The sequence below is a fragment of the Hylemonella sp. GW821-FHT12C09 genome, assembly GCF_058807395.1.
Genome location: NZ_JBXAQQ010000003.1, coordinates 257051 through 280756, shown reverse-complemented (window position 1 = coordinate 280756; position 23706 = coordinate 257051). Strand labels below are relative to the sequence as shown.

General features: G+C 65.7%; 21 protein-coding genes. 8 read left to right on the top strand and 13 right to left on the bottom strand.

Going from position 1 to position 23706, the window contains the following annotated elements; translation table 11 throughout:
• Positions 1-93 precede the first annotated feature (93 nt).
• Positions 94-909 (top strand): oxygen-binding di-iron domain-containing protein, encoded by an 816-nt coding sequence (locus AC1RRP_RS07145; RefSeq protein WP_493034603.1) that lies wholly within the window; start codon positions 94-96, stop codon positions 907-909.
• On the opposite strand, the gene msrQ is transcribed toward AC1RRP_RS07145, so the two are convergent.
• The 5 genes from msrQ to AC1RRP_RS07120 all read right to left on the bottom strand — a co-directional run bounded on the left by msrQ (position 850) and on the right by AC1RRP_RS07120 (position 6853).
• Positions 850-1497 carry a protein-methionine-sulfoxide reductase heme-binding subunit MsrQ gene (msrQ, locus tag AC1RRP_RS07140; protein WP_493034906.1) on the bottom strand — a complete coding sequence of 216 codons (648 nt, stop codon included), beginning with the start codon at positions 1495-1497 and terminating at the stop codon, positions 850-852. The genes AC1RRP_RS07145 and msrQ overlap by 60 nt on opposite strands.
• A 28-nt stretch (positions 1498-1525) precedes the next feature.
• On the bottom strand, positions 1526-2515 hold the full coding sequence (gene msrP, locus AC1RRP_RS07135; protein WP_493034601.1) for a protein-methionine-sulfoxide reductase catalytic subunit MsrP: 990 nt from the start codon (positions 2513-2515) through the stop codon (positions 1526-1528).
• An 87-nt stretch (positions 2516-2602) separates the two neighbouring features.
• Positions 2603-3937, bottom strand: coding sequence for a c-type cytochrome biogenesis protein CcsB (gene ccsB, locus AC1RRP_RS07130; RefSeq protein ID WP_493034598.1), 1335 nt, complete (start codon positions 3935-3937; stop codon positions 2603-2605).
• The gene (locus AC1RRP_RS07125) at positions 3934-6051 is read right to left on the bottom strand and encodes a cytochrome c biogenesis protein ResB (RefSeq protein WP_493034596.1); all 2118 of its coding nucleotides are present in this window, start codon (positions 6049-6051) and stop codon (positions 3934-3936) included. The genes ccsB and AC1RRP_RS07125 overlap by 4 nt, the downstream gene beginning before the upstream one ends.
• Positions 6052-6232: 181 nt before the next feature.
• Complete coding sequence (locus AC1RRP_RS07120; RefSeq protein ID WP_493034595.1) at positions 6233-6853, bottom strand: c-type cytochrome; 621 nt, start codon at positions 6851-6853, stop codon at positions 6233-6235.
• 72 nt (positions 6854-6925) lie between these two features.
• Between AC1RRP_RS07120 and yihA the strand changes: the two genes are divergently transcribed.
• Together yihA and AC1RRP_RS07110 are read left to right on the top strand one after the other, a co-directional pair.
• Entirely contained in the window at positions 6926-7630 is a 705-nt protein-coding gene (yihA, locus tag AC1RRP_RS07115) for a ribosome biogenesis GTP-binding protein YihA/YsxC (RefSeq protein ID WP_493034594.1), read from the top strand.
• Positions 7627-8535, top strand: a complete 909-nt coding sequence (locus tag AC1RRP_RS07110; RefSeq protein WP_493034903.1) for an alpha/beta fold hydrolase — start codon at positions 7627-7629, stop codon at positions 8533-8535. The genes yihA and AC1RRP_RS07110 overlap by 4 nt, the downstream gene beginning before the upstream one ends.
• Positions 8536-8539: 4 nt before the next feature.
• Here AC1RRP_RS07110 and AC1RRP_RS07105 read toward each other — a convergent pair whose 3' ends face one another.
• Together AC1RRP_RS07105 and AC1RRP_RS07100 are read right to left on the bottom strand one after the other, a co-directional pair.
• Complete coding sequence (locus AC1RRP_RS07105; protein ID WP_493034593.1) at positions 8540-9403, bottom strand: lysophospholipid acyltransferase family protein; 864 nt, start codon at positions 9401-9403, stop codon at positions 8540-8542.
• Positions 9403-10233: a lysophospholipid acyltransferase family protein gene (locus AC1RRP_RS07100; RefSeq protein WP_493034592.1), complete on the bottom strand. Its 831-nt coding sequence runs from the start codon at positions 10231-10233 to the stop codon at positions 9403-9405. The genes AC1RRP_RS07105 and AC1RRP_RS07100 overlap by 1 nt, the downstream gene beginning before the upstream one ends.
• 173 nt (positions 10234-10406) lie before the next feature.
• Here AC1RRP_RS07100 and metK point away from each other — a divergent pair, with 173 nt between their 5' ends.
• The 4 genes from metK (at position 10407) to AC1RRP_RS07080 (ending at position 15252) form a co-directional block, all read left to right on the top strand.
• Positions 10407-11588, top strand: coding sequence for a methionine adenosyltransferase (gene metK / locus AC1RRP_RS07095; protein WP_493034590.1), 1182 nt, complete (start codon positions 10407-10409; stop codon positions 11586-11588).
• Positions 11589-11707: 119 nt separating this feature from the next.
• On the top strand, positions 11708-12952 hold the full coding sequence (locus AC1RRP_RS07090; RefSeq protein WP_493034588.1) for a glycosyltransferase family 9 protein: 1245 nt from the start codon (positions 11708-11710) through the stop codon (positions 12950-12952).
• Positions 12949-13443, top strand: coding sequence for a GtrA family protein (locus tag AC1RRP_RS07085; protein WP_493034587.1), 495 nt, complete (start codon positions 12949-12951; stop codon positions 13441-13443). The genes AC1RRP_RS07090 and AC1RRP_RS07085 overlap by 4 nt, the downstream gene beginning before the upstream one ends.
• Before the next feature lie 39 nt (positions 13444-13482).
• Positions 13483-15252, top strand: coding sequence for a glycosyltransferase family protein (locus AC1RRP_RS07080; protein ID WP_493034585.1), 1770 nt, complete (start codon positions 13483-13485; stop codon positions 15250-15252).
• Here AC1RRP_RS07080 and AC1RRP_RS07075 read toward each other — a convergent pair.
• Positions 15243-15884, bottom strand: a complete 642-nt coding sequence (locus AC1RRP_RS07075; RefSeq protein WP_493034584.1) for a hypothetical protein — start codon at positions 15882-15884, stop codon at positions 15243-15245. The two genes, AC1RRP_RS07080 and AC1RRP_RS07075, sit on opposite strands and share 10 nt — an antisense overlap.
• A gap of 12 nt (positions 15885-15896) precedes the next feature.
• Positions 15897-17063 carry an exo-alpha-sialidase gene (locus AC1RRP_RS07070; RefSeq protein WP_493034583.1) on the bottom strand — a complete coding sequence of 389 codons (1167 nt, stop codon included), beginning with the start codon at positions 17061-17063 and terminating at the stop codon, positions 15897-15899.
• 113 nt (positions 17064-17176) lie between these two features.
• Between AC1RRP_RS07070 and AC1RRP_RS07065 the strand changes: the two genes are divergently transcribed.
• Positions 17177-20362 (top strand): CHAT domain-containing protein, encoded by a 3186-nt coding sequence (locus tag AC1RRP_RS07065; protein ID WP_493034581.1) that lies wholly within the window; start codon positions 17177-17179, stop codon positions 20360-20362.
• Positions 20363-20470: 108 nt separating this feature from the next.
• Here AC1RRP_RS07065 and AC1RRP_RS07060 read toward each other — a convergent pair whose 3' ends face one another.
• From AC1RRP_RS07060 to AC1RRP_RS07045, 4 genes are read right to left on the bottom strand one after another with little or no spacing between them, the layout of a single operon-like run.
• Positions 20471-21328, bottom strand: coding sequence for a hypothetical protein (locus AC1RRP_RS07060; RefSeq protein ID WP_493034579.1), 858 nt, complete (start codon positions 21326-21328; stop codon positions 20471-20473).
• A complete protein-coding gene (locus AC1RRP_RS07055; RefSeq protein WP_493034577.1) occupies positions 21325-22161 on the bottom strand; it encodes a hypothetical protein in 837 nt (278 codons plus the stop codon). Before AC1RRP_RS07055 ends, AC1RRP_RS07060 begins: the two co-directional genes overlap by 4 nt.
• Entirely contained in the window at positions 22148-23089 is a 942-nt protein-coding gene (locus AC1RRP_RS07050) for an MlaD family protein (protein WP_493034575.1), read from the bottom strand. The genes AC1RRP_RS07055 and AC1RRP_RS07050 overlap by 14 nt, the downstream gene beginning before the upstream one ends.
• Positions 23077-23706, bottom strand: coding sequence for a hypothetical protein (locus AC1RRP_RS07045; RefSeq protein WP_493034573.1), 630 nt, complete (start codon positions 23704-23706; stop codon positions 23077-23079). The genes AC1RRP_RS07050 and AC1RRP_RS07045 overlap by 13 nt, the downstream gene beginning before the upstream one ends.

Here is a 23706-nt window from a genome sequence, read left to right as displayed (position 1 = left end):
ACACCTCAATCCCGCATGATTTGACTCATATCAAATCATGCGGCTGCGACATTTCCTATAGTCGCGCCTTGTCATTTCATAAAGGCGCCCTCCGTGTCGATTGAACTCTATCGGGACCCCAATCACGTCTGCCTGATGTTCACCGATCTGGTGGAGGAGGACGGTGATGCCGTCCAGGCCAACCAGTTCCTGATCGTCGACCATGACCATGGCGCCATCATCGACCCGGGTGGCAATCTGGCTTTCAACGAACTGCTGCTGACCAGCTCGCGCTTCTTCACGCCGCAGCACCTGTCCTACATCGTCGCCTCGCACGCAGACCCGGACATCATTGCCTCGCTCGATCGCTGGCTGACATCGACGCCTGCGCAGCTTGTCATCTCGCGCATCTGGGAACGGTTTGTTCCCCACTTCACCAAAGCCGGGAAGACCCAGGGCCGGGTCATCGGCGTCGGCGACGCAGGCGGTATCCTGCCCCTGGGCAAAAGCGAACTGCATCTGCTGCCAGCGCATTTCATGCACTCCGAAGGCAACTTCCATTTCTACGATCCGATCAGCAAGATACTGTTCACGGGCGACCTGGGTGTCTCCATGATGTCGGGCCGGCAGGCACAAAAGCCCGTGACCGACTTCAAGGCGCACGTGCCGCTGATGGAGGGCTTCCACCGTCGTTACATGGTCTCCAACAAGATCCTGAGGCTGTGGGCAGCGATGGCACGCAAGCTGGAGATTTCCATGCTCGTGCCGCAGCACGGCGCACCGTTAGCCGGCCCGGCCATCCCCGCCTTCTTCGACTGGATTGAAAACCTGCCGTGCGGTGTCGACCTCTTCGACGAGCGCATGTACCAGTTACCGCGGACTCTGATCGATCCGCGTCTGACCAACAGCCGTCCTGGGGCGCTGGCCTGACCAGAGGCGCCACAGGCGCCAGCCCAGCAACAGGCCGAGCACACCCGCATAGACCTGGACCTCGGCAAAATTGTTCTTCCCGGCGCGCATCCAGAAGAAGTGGAGGACGGCCAGAACAGCCACGGCGTAGACCAGCCGGTGCAGGGCCTGCCAGCGGACCGCCCCGAGCGCGCGAATCGCACGATTCCAAGAGGTCGCAGCCAGCAGCGTCAGCAGCACAAAGGCGGTGAACCCCACCAGGATGAACGGCCGCTTGGCGATATCGCGCGCGATGTCGCCCGGCTCCAGGCCCATGTCGAGCCACCCGTAGCACAGCAGATGCAAGACAGCGTAGGCAAAGACGAAGAGCCCTAACATGCGTCGCAACCGTGCCAGCGCCGAGAGTTTCAGCTGAATGCGCAGGGGCGTGACGGCCAGTACCAGACACAGCATGCGCAAGGTCCAGTCGCCCGTGGATCGGATCAGCGCTTCGGCCGGGTTGGCCCCCAGCTGATCACTCGCGGTTGCATAGACCAGCCAGAATGCAGGCAACAGGCCGGCCAGAAACAGCACAGGCTTGACGGCTGGGCCCAGCAGCCAGCGATTCAGGCGCGCCGTGTCCACTTGGAGCCGTTTGTCAGTAATACTTTTTCAGGTCCATGCCGGCATACAACTGCCCCACCTGGGGTTCGTAGCCATTGAACATCAAGGTCTTGCGCTTCTTGGCAAAGAGTCCATCCTCGCCTATGCGGCGTTCGGCAGCCTGACTCCAGCGCGGGTGGTCCACCAGCGGGTTGACGTTGGAATAGAAACCGTACTCCTGGGGTGCGGCCACGCTCCAGGCCGTGGCCGGCTGCTTGTCGGTGAAGCGGATCTTCACCAGGCTCTTGCCACTCTTGAAGCCATACTTCCAGGGCACCACGAGTCGCAGGGGCGCGCCGTTCTGCTTCGGCAGCACCTCGCCATACATGCCAAAAGTCAACAGGGTCAGGGGATGCATGGCCTCATCCATGCGCAGGCCCTCTACATAGGGCCAATCCAGCACGCGCGAGCCCACATAGGGCATGGTCTTGCTGTCGGCCAGGGTGACGAACTCGACGTACTTGGCGCCGGGCTGCGGCTCGACTTTTTTGATCAGCTCCGCCACCGAATAGCCAACCCACGGGATCACCATGGACCAGCCCTCGACGCAGCGCATGCGGTAGATCCGCTCCTCCATCGCCGACAGCTTGAGGAGGTCTTCCAGCGCGTAGTTGCCGGGTTTTTTGACCAGCCCCTCGATGGACACGGTCCAGGGCACGGTCTTGAGCGTGTGCGCGTTGCGCGCCGGGTCGCTCTTGTCCGTTCCGAACTCGTAGAAGTTGTTGTAGCTGCTGGCGTCCTTGAATTCGGTGAGCTTGTCCATGGTGCTTGCGCCGCTCACCGTCGACTTCCGGCCCGCCAGTTTGGCGCCCTGGCCGGGCATTTGAGCACGCGCATCGCGCGTCGCCCAGCCGGCCAGAACGGCGCCGGCGGCGCCCCCGGCCATCAGGCCGATCAGCTGACGCCGGTCCTGGTAGACAGGCTGCGAGGTGATCTCGCTGGATAGCGGATGGGTGTAACCATCGTCACGGGTCTTGATCAACATGATGCGATCCTCCTAGGAACTCAGTCGCAGAACTGGGCCCCATTCTTACAAAGATCGTGCCCGGCCGTACGGGCCGGCCGCATGACCCTACAGCGCGCCGTAGCTGTGCAGGCCGCTGAGGAACATATTGACGCCGATGAAGGCAAAGGTCGTCACACCCAGGCCGGCCAGCGCCCACCACGAGGCGACCGTGCCGCGCAGGCCCTTCATGAGACGCATGTGCAGCCAGGCCGCGTAATTGAGCCAAACGATCAGGGCCCAGGTTTCCTTGGGGTCCCAGCTCCAGTAACCGCCCCAGGCCTCCGCCGCCCACAGGGCACCGAGCACAGTGGCAATGGTGAAGAAGGCAAAACCGACAGCGATGGATTTGTACATCACGTCGTCCAGCACATCGAGCGCAGGCAGGCGCTCGGCAATGCGACGGCGCCCCAACAGGATACCGCCCACGATCAGCGTGGCGATGATGAAGTAGCCCAGCCAGTAGCTGCCGCCAGCGGCGGCCGAACTCTGGCGGAACGCCAGCGGCACGAAACACAAGACGATGCCGAAGATCCACAGCGGCGCGAGCTTGTGCCAGCGTGTTTCCTGCGACTGGCTCTTGATCAGGTAGGCAAACGCCACCATGGCCGCCAGGGCAAAGGTGCCGTAACCGACGAAGTTGGCCGGCACATGCAGCTTCATCCACCAGCTCTTGAGCGCCGGTACCAGCGGCTGGATCTCATGCGCCTCGCGCACCACGGTGTACCAGAGCAGAAAGCCCACGGCCGCGCTGACCACCAGCATGACGAAGGCGCCCATGCCGCGTGTACCGTACTGCTGCTCGAAGTACAGGTAGAACACCGCCGTCATCCAGCAGAACAGAACGAACACTTCGTACAGATTGCTGACAGGAATGTGGCCGATATCCGGACCCAGCAGGTAGCTTTCGTACCAGCGCACCATGGTGCCGATCAGGGCCATGCCCACGGCCACCCAGGTCAGGCGCGAGCCGATCAATTCCATGGTGGCGCCCTGCGACCGGCTGAACATGCCGATCCAGTAGAACACCGTGCTCATGAAGAACAGCACGCTCATCCACAGGATGGCCGACTGGCTGGACAGAAAGTACTTGAGCCAGAACACGCTCTCGGCCCGTGCCAGTGTTCCGCCATCCGGCCCCTGGTAGGAGGCGATACCCAGCAGCGCAAAGGCGGCCACCAGCAGCATCAACGCCCGCAGCGGCCGCCAGAACCAGCCCAGCGCCACGGCAGCGGGGATGGCCAGCAGCAGGATGCCTTTCTCGTAGGCATCCATGAAGGGATGGTAGTTGGCATAGGCGTAAAGACCGCCCACAGCCACCAGCAGGGCAAACAGCCAGTCGAAGAGACTGCGCTTGGCAAAGTAGCCCTCGTTAAGGGTCAAAGTGGTCGTGGCGGTGTTCATGCAGGACTCCTAGTCAACAACTTGTCGCGCAACTGTTCGAATTCACGATCGGTATCCAGGGTCTGGCGGTTGGATGACAGGGCCATGCTGGCCTGGGCACCCTGCCCCTGCGGCGTCAGCCAGATCCAGAGGCGGCGCTCACGCACGTAGAGCATGGCGAAGACGCCCAGGATCAGCAGGGCGCAGCCCAGGTAGACGATGGTCTTGCCTGGGGCCCGTGCCACCTGGAAGACGCTGGCCTGCAGCTGTTTGAAATCCGTCAGTTGCAGGGCCATGGGCGCCGGATAGAAATAGGCATCGCTGAGCGCCAGCACGGCCTGCATCATGAAGGCCTGGGTGGTTTCGTCCGAGGCCAGGGGCTTGAGCCCGGCACGTTCGCGCGTCACTTGCAGCAATTCGAACAAGGCACCGTTGAGGATGCGCACCAGCATCTCGCCGGCACGCTCGCGTTCAGCTTCAGGCACGTTGTTCTCCATGAAGTCGGCTACGGCCTGCAGGCCGCCCGGCGCACGGCTGCCCGGCACTGGCTCGGCGCCCGAGAACAGACTCAGCGCCCGCAAGGCCGACGCACTGAGCTGGGGCAGCAGATCCTTGCGGGAAGGATCGATCATGCGCGCGGCATACCGGCGCACGGCCTGCGCCCGCAGGGCCGGGTCAGCCAGCGCGGCGCGCAGACGGAAGAATTCATCAGTCGAGCCCTGGGCGTCCGCAGGTACCCGCAGATAGCGATAGGGCTCGGAGGGCGTCTCGCGCATGCCCATCAGGAAGACAGGTACCCCGTCACCCAGATCGACCGGCAGCATGTAGTTGTGGAACTCGCGCGCCTGGCCGGCTTCGTCACGCAGCTTGTAGCTCACGCTGGGGCCCACATTGCGCTGTGTCTTGGGGGCATCCGCCTTGTTGGCTGCGCCGAGTTGCTTGTCCAGGGACGCTCGCAGATCGACCTTGCGCACATCCACGCCCGAGGGGCCGTTGGCCGAAAAATTCTCGACGTTGATCACGCGCAGACCGGTGTACTCCAGGGTGAGTTTCTGGTTGCCGTTGCTCAACTGCGAACTGCCGCCGATCACGCCCTCGATCTCGAAGGGCCTGGTCGCCGCGTTCATGGGCTGGGCCTTGAGACGCACGGTCGAGCCGCCGTCGTCGAAGCTGGACTGGTAGATCTCGATGCCCTTGTAACTGGCCGGGTGGTTGACCTCGACCCGGGCCTCCTTCTTTTCGCCCGTGGCCTTGTCGTGGATCACGATCTCGCTGGCGAAGAGTTTGGGCATGCCGGTCGAGTAATGCTCGACGATGAACTTCTTGAGTTCAATGGCAAAAGGGAGGTCCTGCAGCAGGATGCCATCGGACTGGTTCAGGATGGCGGTGCTCGACTGGGTACCTTCGGCCACCAGCAGGTTGCCGCGGAAGGTCGGGTTGCGCTCGCTCAGGCGGTGCTCGGGTTTGACGTCAGCAATCAGGCCGCCGCCGTTGTAGACCGCCTTGCCGCCCCACCACATCTGGGCCCGCACGATCAGGTCGCCGTCGAGCAACCCGCCCAGGCAGACCAGCACGATGGCACTGTGTGCCGCCAGGTAGCCCAGTTTGTTGGCCGCACCGGCCTTGGCCGCCAGCATCCAGCCGGCGCCGGCGGGCGTTTCGCGCTGCTGCAGCTTCACTTTCCAGCCACCGGTGGCCAGCAGACGGCCCAGGCGCTGGGCGGCGGCTTCGGGCGCTTCACCCAGGCTCGCCTGGGCGCGATGGTGGAAAGCCTGCAGCGATTGCTCGCGCATGTTTTCCTTGTAGGCCTTGAGGTCCGCCAGGATCTTGGGCGTGTTGCGGGCAATGCACAAGGAAGTGCTGGTGACCAGAAAGGCCAGGATCAGCAGGAACCACCAGGCGCTGTAGACCGCGTACAGGTCCAGCTTGCCAAAGACCTCGGCCCAGAACGGGCCGAACTGGTTGATGTAATTGTTCAGCGGCTCGTGCTGCTTGAGCACCGTACCAATGACCGAGGCGATGCAGATCACGGTCAGCAGCGAAATGGAAAAGCGCATGGACGACAGCAATTCCACCGCCGCACGCAGGGTGCGGGAGGATGCGGGCAACTCCAGGCCCTGGGTGGAGACGGTCATGGCGATAGTGACGGTGGACTGTAGAAAACAAAAAGGCGGGTCTTCATGCAAAGACCCGCCTGGGTAAGAGTGCCTGGGGACTGCAGGGTTCCGTCAGCGGGCGTCTAGCCGGCATTGTGAACCAAACATCATCCGCGACTTATTCATATCGGGATAACCGGGCAGCTTGCCGGTGTATTGCTTAACGCAGACCCGCGATGTAGTCGGAAACGGCCTTGATCTCGCGATCGTTCATCTTGGCAGCAACCTGAGTCATCTGCACGCTGTTCTTGCGCACACCGTCGCGGAAGGACAGCAGCTGGGCGCCGGTGTAGTCGGCATGCTGGCCGCTCAGGCGCGGGTACTGAGCAGGAATACCGGCACCGTTGGGGCTGTGGCAGCCGGCACAGGCCGCGATCTGGCGGTCGGGGATGCCGCCGCGGTAGATGCGCTCACCCAGGGCCACCAGGTCCTTGTCCTTGGCGAAACCCGGTTTGGCCTTCTGCGCGGCCAGCCAGCCGCCGATGTTCATCATGTCCTCGTCGCTGAGCACCGAGGCGAAACCCTTCATCACGGCGCTGTTGCGCTTGCCGGATTTGAATTCCTGCAACTGCTTGGCCAGGTACTGGGGATGCTGCTGGGCCAGCTTGGGGTTGGCCGGAATCCCGGAGTTGCCGTCGGCGCCGTGGCAGGCCGCGCAGACTGCGGTGTACTTGGCTTCGCCTTTGGCCAAATCAGGCTTGGCCGGCGCCTTGGCGTCCTCGGCGGCGAAGGCGGGCGCTGCCAGCACGGCAGCCAACATCAGGGGGGCAAGCAACTTCATGGTGGTTCGGGTGTGGTTAGAGCAAAACTGCCCGATTCTACAATGCAGGTCCGGGCACTTCACCACCACTCCATGACTCCCCCCTCCAAAACGGCCGCCCCCCCCCACCTGGGCGGCAAGCCCGCCCCCCCCAATCCACTGGCCGTCCAGGCCCTGGGCTGGCTGCACACGGCCCGTTTCCTGACCACGGCCCCGGAGCTGCACTTCCTGCCTGCCCTGGACGTGCCGGAAATCGCCTTTGTCGGCCGCTCCAACGCTGGTAAATCGACCTGCATCAACACCCTGACCCAGCAGAACCAGCTGGCCTTCGCCTCCAAGAAACCTGGCCGCACCCAGCACATCAACCTGTTCGCCCTGGGCAAACAGGGCGTCACCGACGCCGTGCTGACCGATCTGCCGGGTTATGGTTACGCCGCCGTGCCCAAGCAGGACAAGATCCGCTGGCAACAGGTCATGGCCAATTACCTGGTCACCCGCGAAAACCTCAAGGCCATCGTGCTGATGTGCGACCCGCGCCACGGCCTGACCGAACTGGACCAGGTCCTGCTCGAGGTGATCCGTCCACGCGTCGAGGAAGGCCTGAAATTCCTGGTCATCCTGACCAAGGCCGACAAGCTCACGCGCAGCGAGGGGGCCAAGGCCCTGTCCATCATGAAACTGCAGGCCGGCGGCGGCGAAGTGCGCCTGTTCTCGGCCACCAAACGCACCGGCATCGAGGATGTGGCCCAGTTGCTGTGGGCATGGGCGCACCCGGACAGCCCGCCTGCGACCGCATGATCGAAACCTGGCTGCAGCCGCTGCCGCACGGCATCACCCTGAGCTGCCGCGCCGCCGGGGAGCGCGGCCGACCGGTCCTGCTCTTCCTGCACGGTTTCCCCGAAGCCGCTTTTGTCTGGGATGAGCTGCTGGCCCATTTCGCCCGGCCCGAAAACGGTGGCTACCGTTGCGTGGCCCCCAACTTGCGTGGTTACGAGAAGTCCAGCGCGCCCACCGATGTGGCCGCCTACCGCGCCAAACATCTGGTGCAGGACATCGCTGCACTGGTCGCGATAGAAGCCGGCGCCGCACCCCTGGCCTGCCTCATCGCGCACGACTGGGGCGGCGCCGTGGCCTGGAACCTGGCCAATCAATTGCCAGCGCTGAGTCAAAAGCTGGCCATCGTCAACTCGCCTCACCCAGGCACCTTCCTGCGCGAGTTGAAGCGCAATCCGAAGCAGCAGGCCGCCAGTGCCTACATGAACTTCCTGATCCGGCCCGACGCCGAAAAACTGCTGGCCGAGGACGACTATCGCCGTCTCTGGGACTTCTTCCTGGGCATGGGTGCCGGTACGGGCGGCTTTGGCTGGCTCACCGATGAGGTGAAGGCGCGCTACCGCGCTGTCTGGGACCAGGGCCTGACCGGTGGCTGCAATTACTACCGAGCTTCACCGCTGCGGCCGCCACGCGCCGGGGACCCGGCCGCCGGCGCCATTGAGCTGCCGCGCGAGATGCTCACCATCTCACTGCCGACGCTCGTGCTCTGGGCCTTGGGGGATACCGCGCTGCCGCCCGAATTGATAGCGGGGCTGGACGACTACATCCCGCGACTCACGCTGGAAACCGTGCCGGACGCGACCCACTGGATCGTGCATGAGCAGCCGCAGCGCGTGATCGCCTCGCTGCAGCGCTTCCTGCAGAGCTGAGTTGTCAGTACACGCCCGGCTCACCGGGCGGGCGGGTCTTGAAGCGCTTGTGCACCCAGTAGTACTGCGAGGGCATGGTGTTGATCAGGCCTTCAAGCCAGCGGTTCATATAGGCCGTATCAGCCTGCACATCGGCACTCGGATAGTTTTTCCAGGCCGGGTGCACCTCGATGTCGTAACCCTGGGGCGTCATGCGCGCCGTCACCGGCACGACCTTGGCGCGCCCCAGACGAGCGAAGCGCGGCAAGGAGGGCACGGTGGCCGCCTGCACGCCGTAGAAGGGAACGAAGATCGACTCTTCGGGTCCGAAGTTCATGTCGGAGAGCAGGTACAGCAGCGCACCTTCGCGCAAGGCAGCGACGATGCCCTTGACGCCCTGATCGCGGTAGAAGAGCTGCAGGTTCCCAAAGCGCCGGCGCCCATCGTGCAGCCATTGGTCCACCGCCTGGTTGCGCTGCGGCGTGTAGATGCTGACCATGGGCCGGCGGATCTGGTCGTTGATGGCCGTCCCCGCGGCATCGAGGCCGAAGAAATGCGGCGCGAAGATCACCGTCGGTATGTCGCCCTGCAGCTCCTCGACCGCTCCGATGATGCGCAGGCGCGGCCGCAGCACCTCAAGCTTGCCGTTCCAGAGCCAGGCGCGGTCGAACCAGGCCTGGGCAAAATGCACCACGCATTCGCGTGCCCAGCGCCGCCGCACGGCCAGGGACTCCTGCGGAAAGCACAGGGCCAGGTTCGTCATGATCACCCGCCGACGCGGCACGGCCAGGGCATAGAGCACCCAGCCCATCACCGCGCCCAGGCCCCGGATCCAGCTCAGGGGCAGGGGCGCGATCAGGCGCATGAACAGGACACCCGGGTGCTGCATCAAAGTTTCTCCTGACGCGGTTGCTTGTAGCGGGCGTAACCCCAGAGGTACTGCTGCGGGCAACTGGCGATCACCTGCTCCATGGCCTGGTTGATCACCTTGGCGGCGGCTTGCGGGTCCGACGGCAGCTCCGCGCCCAAGGGCTGCACGTGCACGGTGTACCCGCGCCCCCAGGACAGACGTTCGCCCCAGGCCAGCAGCACGGCGGCGCCCGTTTGCTGTGCCAGTCGGGCCGACAGGGTCATGGTGTAGGCCTCGCGACCGAAAAACGGCGCCCAGACACCCAGTCCCTGCGGTGGCACCTGATCGGGCAGCAAGCCCACCGACTGCCCTCGTCGCAGGGATTTGATCAGTTGCTTGACACCGGCCAGGGTCGTCGGCGCCGTCTGCAGACCGGGTCGGTGGCGAGCGGTGGCCACCAGCGAGCGCAACCGCGGCTGGCGTGAGGGCCGAAACAGAACGGTGATGGGCTGGATGGCGCCAAAGCGGGCCGCATAGGCCTGGGCCGTGACCTCGAAGCTACCCAGATGCGGCGTCAGGAACACGATGCCAAGGCCCTGGGCCAGGGCCTGCTCGATATGCTGATCGCCATCCCAGATCACCTTCGCAGGTCGCCCAAACCACAAGCGCGGCAATTCGGCCACCAGGCGGCCGGCCTGACCGACAGCGCCACGGCAATGCCGCCAATCCTGACCGGCTTGCCGCCCATTCGCAACAAAACGCCGACGATAGGTGGGAGACAGGGCAAACACCAGCCACCCCAAGCCCCAGCCGATGCCGTGCAACAACCACAGGGGCAGCCAGGACAGGATGCGAAAAAGGACCATCATTCGGATAAAATGCGGGCGTCGCCGAGTTACGGAACTACTTGCAGGGCGACAGGCACAGGCCGCTACCCCGAAAGGGAACGATTGTGCCGTCATTCATGACACCTCTGCTAAAGCGTTCGCCGAAGCTCCCAGCCCAGGCAACGCGCCTGACAACCACTTTTGGAGTTTATTCAATGGCGAACGACTATCTCTTCACTTCCGAATCCGTTTCCGAAGGCCATCCCGACAAGGTCTCCGACCAGGTCTCCGATGCCATCCTGGACGCGATCTTCAAGCAGGACCCGCGCAGCCGCGTAGCCGCCGAGACCCTGTGCAACACCGGCCTGGTGGTGCTGGCCGGCGAGATCACGACCAACGCACACGTCGACTACATCCAGGTCGCGCGCGACACCATCAAACGCATCGGCTATGACAACACCGAGTACGGCATCGACTACAAGGGTTGCGCCGTGCTGGTGGCCTACGACAAGCAGTCCAACGACATCGCCCAGGGCGTGGACCACGCCAGCGACGACCACCTGAACATCGGTGCTGGCGACCAAGGCCTCATGTTTGGTTACGCCTGCGACGAAACCCCCGCGCTGATGCCTGCGCCCATCCACTACGCGCACCGCCTGGTCGAACGTCAGGCCCAGCTGCGCAAGGACGGCCGCCTGCCCTTCCTGCGTCCCGACGCCAAGAGCCAGGTGACCATGCGTTATGTGGACGGCAAGCCGCATAGCATCGACACCGTGGTGCTCTCCACCCAGCACAGCCCGGACCAGTCCGAGACCGCCACCAAACTCAAGGCCAGCTTCTACGAAGCCGTGATCGAAGAGATCATCAAGCCTGTTCTGCCCAAGGAATGGCTCAAGGACACCAAGTACCTGGTCAACCCCACCGGCCGTTTCGTCGTCGGCGGCCCCCAGGGTGACTGCGGCCTGACCGGTCGCAAGATCATCGTCGACACCTACGGTGGCGCCTGCCCGCACGGTGGCGGCGCCTTCTCGGGCAAAGACCCCTCCAAGGTAGACCGTTCCGCCGCCTATGCCACGCGCTACGTGGCCAAGAACATCGTCGCTGCCGGCCTGGCCAAGAAGTGCCAGATCCAGGTGGCTTACGCCATCGGCGTGGCCAAGCCCATGAACATCACGGTCAACACCATGGGCACGGGCGTGATCTCCGACGAGAAGATCGCCGCCCTGGTGGCCGAGCACTTCGACCTGCGTCCCAAGGGCATCATCCTGATGCTGGACCTGCTGCGCCCGATCTACGAGAAGTCGGCCGCCTACGGTCACTTCGGCCGTGAAGAGCCCGAGTTCACCTGGGAACGCACCGACAAGGCTCAGGCGCTGCGTGCAGCGGCCGGGCTGTAAACACGGCATGCGCGAAGCGCATCCTGAGCCTTGCGGCGCAGACTCATATCGCGCCAGCGATGTGAAGGCCCGCAGGGCCGGGTCGTAGCCACAAGGTACCGAGTGCAAGGAGAACACGCATGAAACTGCAGACGCAACGCTGGATCGATCGCTGGGTCGGCCAGCTCCTGTGCTCTGCAGTCTCCTTGTGGGCGCGGCTGCTGGGCACGCGAGCGCCGAAGGTCGACCGTCAGCAGGCGCCGCGCCACATCCTGGTCATCCTGTTGTCCGAAATGGGCAGCATCGTGCTGGCCGGCCCCATGTTCAAGGCGTTGCGCGAACAATATCCCGGTGTCACCCTGCATGTACTGCAGCTGAAAAAGAACCAGGAAGTCGCGCGCATGCTGCGCCTGACGGAAGACGCCCATTTCCACGGCATCGACGACAGCTCGCCCTTGAGCCTGGTGCGCGACATCTGGCGCGTGAGCGTGGCCATGCGCCGCCTGCCGCTGGACGCCGTCATCGACTGCGAGCTGTTCTCGCGCGTCAGCAGCCTGCTTGCCTACCTGACCGGCGCGCCACGCCGTGCGGGCTTCACGCCGCACACGCAGGAAGGTCTGTACCGCGGCAGCTACATCAACTGCGCGATTCCCTACAACCCCTACCAGCACATCAGCAAGCAGTTCCTCTCGCTGGTCGACGCCCTGGAAAGCGATGGCGCACCGCGCCACAAGGCTGCGCCCATACGCGAGTTGCCCGCGCAGACCGGCCTGTCCGTGCCCTTCACCCCTGAAGAGCTTGCGGCCTACCGCGAAAAACTGCGACGCGACCACCCTGTGCTGGCCGGCCGCAAGATCGTGCTCATGTACCCGGGCGGCGGCATCCTGCCCGAGCGCGCCTGGCCGGCCGCACATTACGCACGCGTGGCGCGCGGCCTGTGCGAACAAGGTCATGCGGTGGGTTTCATCGGCCTCAAGGAAGACATGGCCCTGGCCCAGGACATCAAACAGCAGGTCGGCAGCGAGCAGTGCATTGCGCTCACGGGCTACACGCGTAGCCTGCGCGAGCTGCTGATGCTTTTCCACGCCAGCGATCTGCTGCTGACCAACGACGGCGGCCCGGGCCACTTCGCCAGCCTCACGCCCATCCGTACGCTGATGTTCTTCGGCCCCGAGACCGGCAAGCTCTACGGTCCCCTGCCCGGCTCCTTCGGGCCGAAGGCCACGGTCTATGAATCAGGCATCGCCTGCTCGCCCTGCCTCTCGGCCTACAACCACCGCCTGACCTTCTGCGACGGCGACAACCAGTGCCTCAAGCGCATCGCCCCCGACCCGGTGCTGGCCGATGCCCTGCAGGCGCTGCGCGAAGAACCCGCTGCCGCATGAACAAACCTTCCCTGCGCGAACGATTCTGGCAACTGATCGACTGGCTGCACGGTTTCCGTTATGTCCGCTTCGGCCTGGTCGGCGCCAGCGGCACGGTGGTCAATCTGGCCGTGCTGTACGTCGCCCATGAGTTCCTCTTCCGCGCCATCGAACCGGTGGGCAGCAAGCCCTACTTCTCGCTGGCCCTGGCCATTGCCGTGGCCACCGTCAACAACTTCACCTGGAACCGGCTGTGGACCTGGTCCGACCGCCTGCACGCCACGGCGGTCGAAGAAGGCCAGCGCCTGAGCAAACGCAGCCTGCTGGCCCAGGTGGGCCAGTACGCCATGGCCTCGTGGCTGGGCATCCTGCTGCAGTACGCGCTCACGCTGTGGCTGACCCACATGGGCATGCACTACCTGCTGGCCAACGTGATCGCCATCGTGATCGCCAGCGTCAGCAACTTCATCGCCAACGACCGCTGGACCTTCCGTCACAAGCGCGAGCCATAATCGCGGGCATGGCCGGTCCCACCCGGCGTCACGCCTGCCATGCGCTCATCACTCCTACATCCTGACCATCGGCCCACGGCTTTCTGGCTGGCCCTGCTGCTGCTGGCCACCTTCGTCTATGCCTTCGGCCTGGACGGGCAATACGTCCCCAGCAACGGCGACGAGATGGTCTACGTGCACATTGCGCGCGAGACCGCCGCCACCGGCCAGTGGTTGCCCCTGGCCTCGGAGCTGGTCGATACCCGCAACACCAAACCCCCCATGCTCTTCTGGCAAGCCATGGTAGCCGGTAACTGGGGCGCGCACTGGAGCATGGCCGCGCTACGCACACCCAGCCTGCTCTACCTGCTGCTGGTCAGCGGCGCCATCGTGCTGTGCCTGCGCGCCGTCACGCAGCGCTGGCGCGAGGGGCTCATGGCGGCCTGCATCTTCCTGGCCTTCCTGAGCACCTTTCGCTATGGCCGCCCTTACCTCACAAGTGCACCCGAGACCTTCTGGTTCAGCCTGCCGCTGTTCGCCCTGCTCTGGCAACGCGCGCGCCTGCCGGCAGCCGGCCCCGGCTGGCTGGCGCACCTCCTTTTCGGCCTGGGCCTGGGCCTGGGCCTGGCCTACAAATCCTTCGCGCTGATCGCCCCGGCTGCCGCCGCCTGGTGGCTGGCCCTGGTGGCCAGCGAATCGCATCTGAGCTGGCGAGCCATCTGGCAGCACACCCTCAAGACCGGCGTCAGCGCGGTACTTGCCCTGGCGGTGTTCGGTCTCTGGTTCGTGCTCGATCCTGATCCGCAGGCTGTCTGGCGCGAGTTCATCGTTGGTGAGAACGCCGCCAAGTTCTCCGATGCGCGCGGCTGGTGGCAGGAAGCCTTCTCGCTCAGCGGCTCCAGCATCTGGTCGCAATTGCTGGCCTATGCGGTCAATGCCGGCCTGCTGTTCTTCGTCATCCCCGGCCTGGCCTGGCTGGGTCTCCAACGCCTGCCGCTGTTGCGCAAGAAATGGCCGCTGTCGCCACACCAGGCCATCCTGCTGGCCTGGGCCGGGGTGTGGTTGCTGGTCTTCCTGTTTCCCAGCCAGCGCTCGGCGCGCTACGTGATCCCGGCCATGCCGGCCGTGGCCATGCTGCTGGCCCTGCACTGGCGTGATATTGCACGCGCCTGGTTCCTGCCCACGCTGCTGATCGCTGGCCTGGCTTTGCTCGTGATCGCGCGCATTGCCTGGATCGGCTATGGCCTCGGCCTGTCTTCCACGCTGGAACTGGTCCTTCCTCTGCTGGCTGTGGCGGCTGGCGCCGTGGTCATCGCAGCCGGTCTCTGGCGCTCCCCCTGGAGTCGCGGTACGGCCGTGCTGTCCAGCCTGCTGGTCTACGCCGCCTTCAACCTGAGCGCTGCGCCCATGGATGGCCCCGTGGGCCGATATGGGGCGCAGGCCATCGCCGCCACACCCCAAGGCAGGATCGCCGTGCCCAATGGCTTCAACAGCCAGTTCGAGCGCTTCCAGTTCCTGCTGCCCGGCCCGCACCACTTCCTGCCTTACGAAACTGGCGCACGCGCCATGGCACGCCGGGCCGAGGGCGTGGCGCCACCGACACCGGCTGAAGAGCTTCGGGCGTTGCTGACCACGCACGAGGCTGTGGTCTGGATCCAGTCCGAGCCGACGCAAACCGCACCGCCCTGTCTGCCGGGTTGCCGTGTGCTGGGCGAGCGCTGGCTGCTGACCAGCCGGCATCTGCCCGGTGAAGTGCGGCTGGACAACCTCTGGTACCCGCAGCAGTGGCTGTACCGGCGCGAATGGCTGCTGGTGCGCGATCAGCCCTGAGCGCGACGCAAGCGGCGTTGCAGCCACTCCGCCTGCAACAGCAGCCACAGCCACGGGTCAAGCAGCGCGTCCCAGACATTGCCGGTGGGCAAGCGCAGCAAGACAAAAAGCGTCAACACTGAAACGAGCAGGATCGAAGGCTGGGCCACGCGATGCCGTACCCAGGGCAGCAGGCACAGCAGCACCAACACCCCGAAGGTGAGCGGCGCAAAACCCAGGCTGTACAGACTGAAGGGCCAGAGCGCGAAAGCGTCCAGCAACAGCACCCACCCCAGCAGCACCGGCGCCCAGGCCCAGCGGCGCAGATCCGTCAGCGGCAAGGGCATCAGCAGTTGGGGGCGGTAGTGCGACACCAGAAACCAGGCCGACAACAACACCAGCAACAGGCTGGGCACACGAAACGCCAGCCCCAGCCAGTAGGCGGGCGACAGCGGTCCGGGCCACAGGCACCAGAGCAGAAGCAGCAGGGGCAGGCCGCGCTGCCATACCGGCCGGCTGCCGCTGCGGCGCAAACACCAGAGAGCGATGCCTGCCAGCACCAGGCCCCAGCCCAGCACGCGATAGACGCCCACCCATCCGACCTGTGGCAGCAGGGGCGTCTGCGTCGAGAGCAGGGTGTTCAGGGCGTCCATCTTGTTATGTTCTCAGCGTGCAGTCGGCAAGGGCATGAAGCGTTGCCAGGCGATGCCGCGACGCTCTTCGGTGTAGCTGATCCACAGGCTGCCATCGACCCAGGCCATGGAGGGATAGGAGAACTCACTGCGCCCATCCCCCTGCGCCAACACTTCCAGTTGGGTCCAGTGCAGCGCATCGCTGGATCGGCTCAGCACCAGCTGGGCGCGCGACTCGGCACGCGGATTGTGGGCCAGGTACATCAGACCGGGCCGCAGGCTCAGTCCGGCCACCGAGGCGTCGGGGTTGGGCATGTCGAGGTCAGGCAGGTCGTCCCAGTTCCGGCCGGCGTCATGACTGATCACCGCGCGCAGTTGCCGTTGCGCACGGTTGTCGCGCAGCAGTCCCACCCATTCCGTTTCACTGCGCGGCAAGAGCGTGGGCTGCAGCAGGTCACCGCGCTGCGACATCCGCATCATGCCGCGGAACTCGCCGGCCGCATCGAAGCGCAAGGCCACGGGGTATTTGATGCCAAGTTCGAAGTAGGCCGGCAACACCATACCCCCATCAGCCAGCGGCAAGGGCATGGCTCGCACGAGGTGGCTCGTGTTCCACAGCCAGGACAGGGGCAGCACGCCCAGGGGATGGAAGGCTTGCTGCGGCGCATCCTGGCGCAGGTGCAGGATACGCCCGGCCGCCCAGCCACCAAGACCGGTGGCGACGACAAATAGATGCGTGCGGCCCTGCCCGTCGCGCCAGGCCACGGGATTGCCCAGGCGGCGCAGGCCGAAGCCCAGGACAGCGGCGGCACGATGACGATTGACCACATAAGTAGCCGGGGTCCACTGCTGGGTTGTCCGATTGAACTCGGAGGCCGCAATCTGCACATCGGGCCCGCTCTCGCGTGAACCGGCAAACCAGTAGGCCTGCAGGGCCGCGGAATGCCCCGTTGGCATGGCCAGCAGAGTGCTGGCATGGGCGGCCGGAGCATCCGCCGGCATCGGTATGCGACCGGCGGCCTGCAGCACCAGCGGGCCGGTGAGCGCCTCCGTCCCGGCCGGCCAAGCGGCCTTGGGCGCCACAGGCTCGGGCGCCCGCAACCAGCACTCCACGGCGGTCAGCAGCAGGCACAGGCACAGGCCGGCCCAGCAGCGCCGGGCAGCGGAACGATGCAGCCAGGAAAACGACAGTCGGGACACGATGAAGCTCGGTGCGTGAAAGATTGCGCGCTCGTTGCGTTGCGGCAGAGTGTAGCGGTCTGGCCTGCAGGCTATCATGGTCCGAGCATCACCACTGCCGGAACACCTCTGCCATGCCCATCCGACACCCCCTGCTCGCCAGCCTCCTGATGATCCTGCTCCTGACCCCGAGCTGGGCGCAGCCCAGCCCCGACGGATCACCGGTCGCGGCAGCGCCGGCGCAGGGTCAGCCCACGATCGATGGCAACCGGCCGCCGCCGCCCACGATTGCCGACCTGGTTCTGTTGCTGCGCAGCTACCAGCCCGACCGGGAGCGCGTGCGCCAGCTGCAGACCGAGATGAACGCAGTTGCGCCTGCCGGCGCCGGGCCGGCGGATCTGGCCCGGCACTGGCATGCGAAAGCGCTGGCGGCCGAGGAGCTCCAGGAGGTGGACAAGAGCACCGAGTACCTGGAAAAAGCCTTGTCCTATGCGCAGCAGAGCCAGCTGTACGAACAGGCCCTGGGCGGCAAAGCGCGGCTGCGCTTCGAATACGCCCGCAGTCTGTGGTTTTCGAGGAGCGTGGCGGCCTCCCAGGACGCCATGCTGGCATTCACCTCCGAGCTGGAACAGCAGCAACGCCTGCCCCCCCTGCTGCTCACGACGTATTTCCACGTCATCACCAACTACGTCCACCTGGGTGACCTGGACAACGCGCGGCTGACGCTGGCCAAGGCCGATGCGCTGTACCGCGAGGTCAGCCGCAATCCCGTGCTTGCCCCGCGGTTGCCGAACTGGGCCAGCCTGATCGAGCACGCGCGCGGCTTCGTGCTGACAAGGGAAGGCAAGCTGGAAGACGCCGAGCGTGTCTACCAGGCGGCGATCCGGCTGGGCGAGCGCACGCTGGAACTCAATGCCATCAGCAACGCACGTCTCCAGTTCGACATCCCCCGGGATCGGATCCAGATGCGGAACAACTCCATCCGCATCTTCCTGGCCCAGACCCTGATCCAGCAGGAGCGGCTGGACGAAGCCGAGCTGCTGCTGCGCGAGGTGCTCAAGAACTCCCTGGTCCTGAATGGTCGCAACTCCTTCATCACCGGACGCGCGCTGTGGACGCTTTCGGCCTTGTTCTCCCATCGCGGCCGCTACGCGGAATCGGTGGTGCTGGCCGAGTGGGGCGATCGGGCCCTGCAGGAGGCCGGCTTTTCCGAGACCAGCCCGGCCCGGCTCAACGGCCGCCTCATCCTGGCCAACACGCTCACCGCGGCCAACCGCGCGCCGGAGGCGGCGGTCTTGTTCGACGCCATCCGCAGCAAGGTTGCGGACGACAGCCGTCTGGAAGAGGGTTTCGGCCAGGGTTCGCTGCTGTCGATCCGGGCCTACATCCTGACCAACCGCATCGCCGACGCGCTGCGCGATGGCGACAACCTGCTGCGCTCGCACACCCGGCACTTTGGTCCCGGCCACTACAACACCGCCGAGGCGCGCGCCTACCGCGCCATGGCCCTGCAACGCCTGGGGCGCGTCGACGAGGCCCGCAAGGAATTCGCCGAGGCCCTGCAGGTGCTGACCAACCCCGACAAGGTCGTGGGCAAACAGAACGCCAGCATTGCACGCACCACCCGGCTGCGCCTCATCCTCAACGAGTACCTCACGGTGCTGGTGGGCAGCAAGGGCACACCCTCGCCGCAGGACGTGGCCGAAGCCTTCCGCATCGCCGACGTGGCGCGCTGGCAGAGCGTGCAAAAGGCCCTGGCCGGCTCGGCCCTGCGCGCGGCCGCCGGCACTCCGGAGTTGGGCGCCAGGATCAAGCAGGTGCAGGATGCCGACGACGAGCTGCAGGCGGTCTACAAGAACCTGATCACCCAGCGCTCGGCTCCGCCGGAGAATCAGCTGCCTGCGGTCATCAAGGCGATGGAGCAACGCATCGCGGATCTGCAGAAGCAGCAACAGCGTGACCTCAGCGGCATCCGCCGCCAGTTCCCCCAGTACGACGAGCTGGTCAACCCCCGCCCGGCCGACCTGGCCACGGCCCGCCGCGCCCTCAAGCCCCAAGAGGCCCTGCTCTCCATCTACGTGACCCCCGGGGGCAGTTATGTCTGGGCCACGGGGCCCCAGGGGGATTTGCAGTTCCACTTCAGCCCGCAGAAGCCCGATTGGGTGGCCGCCCAGGTCAAACGCCTGCGCGATTCGGTGGACCTGACCATGGGCATCTCGCCAGACCGGCTGCGTTTCGATCTGGAGGCGGGCTCGGCCCTGTACCAGGAGCTGCTGGCCCCGGTGGCCTCGGCCTGGGCCCAGGCCGATACCCTGCTGGTGGTGGCCAATGAGTCCCTGGGGCAGATTCCCTTCTCGCTGCTGCCCACGGGAGCGCCCAGCGGCCAGGCCGCGCCGGGCCTGCCCATGTCGCAGTACCGCCAGGTGCCCTGGCTGGCGCGCCAGGTGGCGGTGGCTTACCTGCCTTCGGTCAGTGCGCTGGTGACGCTGCGCGCGCTGCCGGCCTCGCAGGGGCGGCGTACGCCCTTTGTGGGCTTTGGGGACCCGGACTTCGGGGCCCAGACCGATGGGGGCAGTACCCGGGGGGTGGGTTCAGGGACCCGCAACCTGAAGATCAAGCGCACCGCAGCCTGGGATGAGAGCCAGACGAGTGCGGATGCACCGGTGGCAACCCCGCCGGCCACAGAAGCGCCGACGCTGACGGCCTTGCCGGACACACGCGAGGAGATCACGGCGATTGCCACGGCGATGGCCGCGGACTTGCGGCGCGATACCTTCTTCGGGGCGCAGGCGACGCGGCAGAATGTGCTGGCCAGTGAGCTGAAGCAGCGGCGCATCGTAGCGTTTGCGACGCACGGGCTGGTAGCGGGAGATTTGCCGGGGCTGGACCAGCCGGCGCTGGCGCTCTCGCCGGCACCGGGCAAGACGATCACGGACGGGCTGCTCAAGCTGGAGGACATCCTCAAGCTGTCTCTGGATGCGGACCTGGTGGTGCTGTCGGCCTGTAACACGGCAGCAGCGGACGGTACGGGGGCGGAGGCGGTCTCGGGCCTGGGCCGGGGCTTCTTCTACGCGGGGGCCCGCTCGGTGCTGGCCACGCACTGGCCGGTGGAGACGGTGTCGGCCCGCGAGCTGGTGACGCATCTGTTCGAGCGGTATGCCAAGGACCCGCAGTTGACCCGGGCGCAGGCGCTCAACCGCGCGATGCTCGATCTGATCGATAAGGATGTGGCCACCGATGCGCAGGGGCGCGCGGTGATGGCTTATGCGCATCCGGCCTTCTGGGCGCCTTATGCGCTGTATGGGGATCCGGGGCGATAAAAGTACCCCCCCTGAGCCGCTGCGCGGCTTCCCCCCAGAGGGACGACGCCAGCGGACTGGCCGAGCCAGATCCGCGGCGTCCCCGTTTGAACAGCCCTGGCGGCGGGGTCAGCGCTCGTGCCGCAACTTGAGTGACTGTGCAATGACAGGGTAGGTGCCCGGCACCGTTTCCTGCACGAAGCTGGAACCGTTGTTCTCATCCTTGCGGCTGACTTCCGCCTTGGACTCGGCGGCGCCTGAAGCACGAGGATCGCGCAGGGTGATAACCAGCTGCTCGTCGCCCGTCACACCGGCAAACTCGAAGAACTGGTCCGCCCCCAGAGGGGCCAGCACCTCGACACCGGCCTTCAGCGCAACCGCCTCACTGGCACTGGGCGGATAGATCTGCTTGCGCACCCCCTGGGGGTTGATGTTCTCGATGACCATCAGCGCGTCGAAAGTCGGCAGCAGCTTGATCTTGATGCGGTCTCCGCTACGGAACCCCGCGGTCACAGGCCGCAGCCCCATGACGGCGCCAGACTTGTCGAAAGCGACGATGGCCACGTGCGCGCCCTGGTAGTTGGGTTGACCGTTCTCGATCTGTATGGGCTTGGTCGGCAGATCGGCCACGGTGTTTTCCTCGGCACCCACCGACTTGAAACCGAAGAGCCCGGTGATGCCGCCACCGACGGTCGAGACAAAGCCGGACCTGGCCGAATTGAACAGCAACTGCTTGTAGTTGATCGGATTCGACAGATCATTGGTCAGCTTGTTCTGGCGCCACTCTGTGAACGCCGACATGGCGAACTTCACGGCGATGTTCAGCAGCAGACCCCAGATGAAAAACTTGGGCTGCACCTCTTCCGAGTTGCCTGCGTCAGGCGCGGCCGGCGCACTGGGTGCCGCAGAGGGCGTCTGGGCGTGTGCAGGCATCAGCAGTGAGCACATGAGCAGACCGACCAGAAGGCGGCTGGCATTTTTTTTCATCGTGAGGTCTCCTTGATGGACTGATCGGCAAGCTGGACGAGTTCTTTTAATCCGGCCGCTTGCGCCACGGCAAGCGCGCGCTGGTAGGCCATGCGTGCTTCGGAACCGGCCACACGGCGCTGGATGTCGCCGATCAGCAGCCAGTCGCGGGCGATCTTCTCCGGCAGCGCCAGCTGACGGTCGATGCCCAGCGCCGCCTGTGCGGCCAGCAATGCGGCAGCGCCTTCACCCTGTGCCAAGCGCGCGGCGGCCAGCAGCCGCCAGGCATTGGCCACTTCGCGTTCCTCGGATTGCGCACGCAGCAGCGGCAAGGCAGCTTCGGCCTGCGTCGCCGTCTGCGCGGCATGGCCTTGCGCCCAGGCCGTGCGCGCCTGCAGCAGCTGTACCCGACCACGCTCGGCGCAACGCGCCTCGCACAATGCCGTCAGACGCGCCAACCGGGTCTGCGCCGCCTCGCCACGCTCCAGCGCGAGCAAGGCCTGCACCTGCAGGAGCAAGGCCTGCACCTGCAGCGGGGCTTCCGTGACCTGGCTGGCATGGTCCAGCGCCTGCTGTGTCTGTCCCAGCGCCAGCTCGGCCTGGGCTTGCTGCAGCCGGTTGCGCGAAGCGGCAGCGGCATCGTCAAAACTGCTGCGCAGCCGGGCCGCCTCGGCAAAATGCCTGGCGGCCGCGCTGTAGTCTCCTTGTGCGTAGCGTCGCGCACCGCTGCTCTCCAGTTCCTGGGCCTGCACACGCAGCCTCGGCTCGGGCGGCGGCTTGGGGGAAGAACCACAAGCCGCCAACAGTGCAACGGCCAGCAGCGCGGCGTAGTGCCACGGTTCAGCGCGGTGCACGGCTGCCCTCCGCACGCGGATCGCTGTCCGCCTTGAGTGAGGAGGAAGCCGGTGCGTCCACCAGATTCTTGATCGGCCAGGCCGTCTTGGCCCCGGTCAGGATCTCGCGCACGTCGCCCGCTACCGCCCGGCCATCCTGCAGCAGCGGGGGCACTGTGCTCTCGGCCTCCGCGGTGATCTTCTCGATGTGCTCGACGATGCCCTGCGCCTTGTCCAGTAGACCCGGCAGGCGGTTGTTGACGGTGGAAAGCGTCTTGTCCAGTTGCACCAGGCCGGCTTCGGCCTTGACCACAGCGCGTGTGGCGGCCTGCCCCACGTCGCCGAGTTGCTGGTTGCCGGTCTTGAGCAGGGTGTTGAGCGAGGCCGTGGCCTCACGCACCTGACCCAGGGTGGCGGGCAGACCCTGGCGCGAGTCGGCCAGCGTGCCGGTGATGACCTTGATGTCACCCAGGATGGGCAGGATCTTGTCGCGCAGGCTGTTGGCCATGGCGGTCAGACCGTCGGCGCGCGTGAAGGCCAGCTTGGCGCCATTGGCGGCCAGCCGCGTGCGGTCCGCCCCCGGCATGATTTCCAGCACGGCTGAGCCGACCAGGCCTTCCTTGCGCAGTTCGATCACGGCATCACGCGTGACGAAACGCATCGAATCGGCATCGATCTCCAGCTCCACCTCCACCTGCCCGTCGGGCCGTAGTATCACGGTGTCCACCGCGCCGACCTTGAAGCCGGCAATCTTGACCGCCTGGCCCTTGTTGATGTCCTGGGCCGATTCGGTCACGAAGTTGAGCACGGCCGTCTGGCGCAGCAGTCCCTGGCGCACGAAGATGGCCGCGATGATGAGCAGCGTGACCAGCAGGCCGGTCAGCAGGAAACGCCGCGTCCCCCGGTGCAACAGGGCGACTTCGCTGTCCTGTTCAATCAGCATGGACATGTCTGGACCTCGTGGGACTCCGCCCCCAGTTCTACCGTACCGCGGCACTGCGGCAACTCCGGCAGGCCGTGCGCGTCGAGATCGACGAACAGCGTGGGACGGAAGGGATGGAACTCGTGATAGACCGACACCAGTGCCATCACCGTGTCGGCTTGGCGCCGCGAGAGACCGGCAAAGGCGCGGTCGAAGACCAGCAGCTCGGGCGGGCGCATCAGCTGGAGCATGAAACCGGCCAGCCAGCGCTCCTGGCGCTCCATGCGCATGGGCTGCGCACGGGCCAGGGTGCGCTGTCGCTCTTCACTGATGCCGCAGAGCTTGAACGCAAGCCGCAGTGTGTGGTCCCAGTCGCGTCGGGCCTGGGCATCCACCTCCACGCCGTAGCTCAGCGCCAGCGACAGATTGGCCGACACCGTCATGGCCCCGAGCAGACCGCCGTCCGCCGGCAACACCGCCAAGCCGGGCACGGACTCCAGCGCGGCGAGGACGGCATCGATGCCGGGAACATCTGGCGCCACCAGACGGTAACGCCCGCCCTGATCCAGCGGCAGGCTCAGCACGGCCTCGCCCTCATGGCACAGGCGCAGCTGACGCTGCTCGCGTATGGCCTCCCAGCGCAC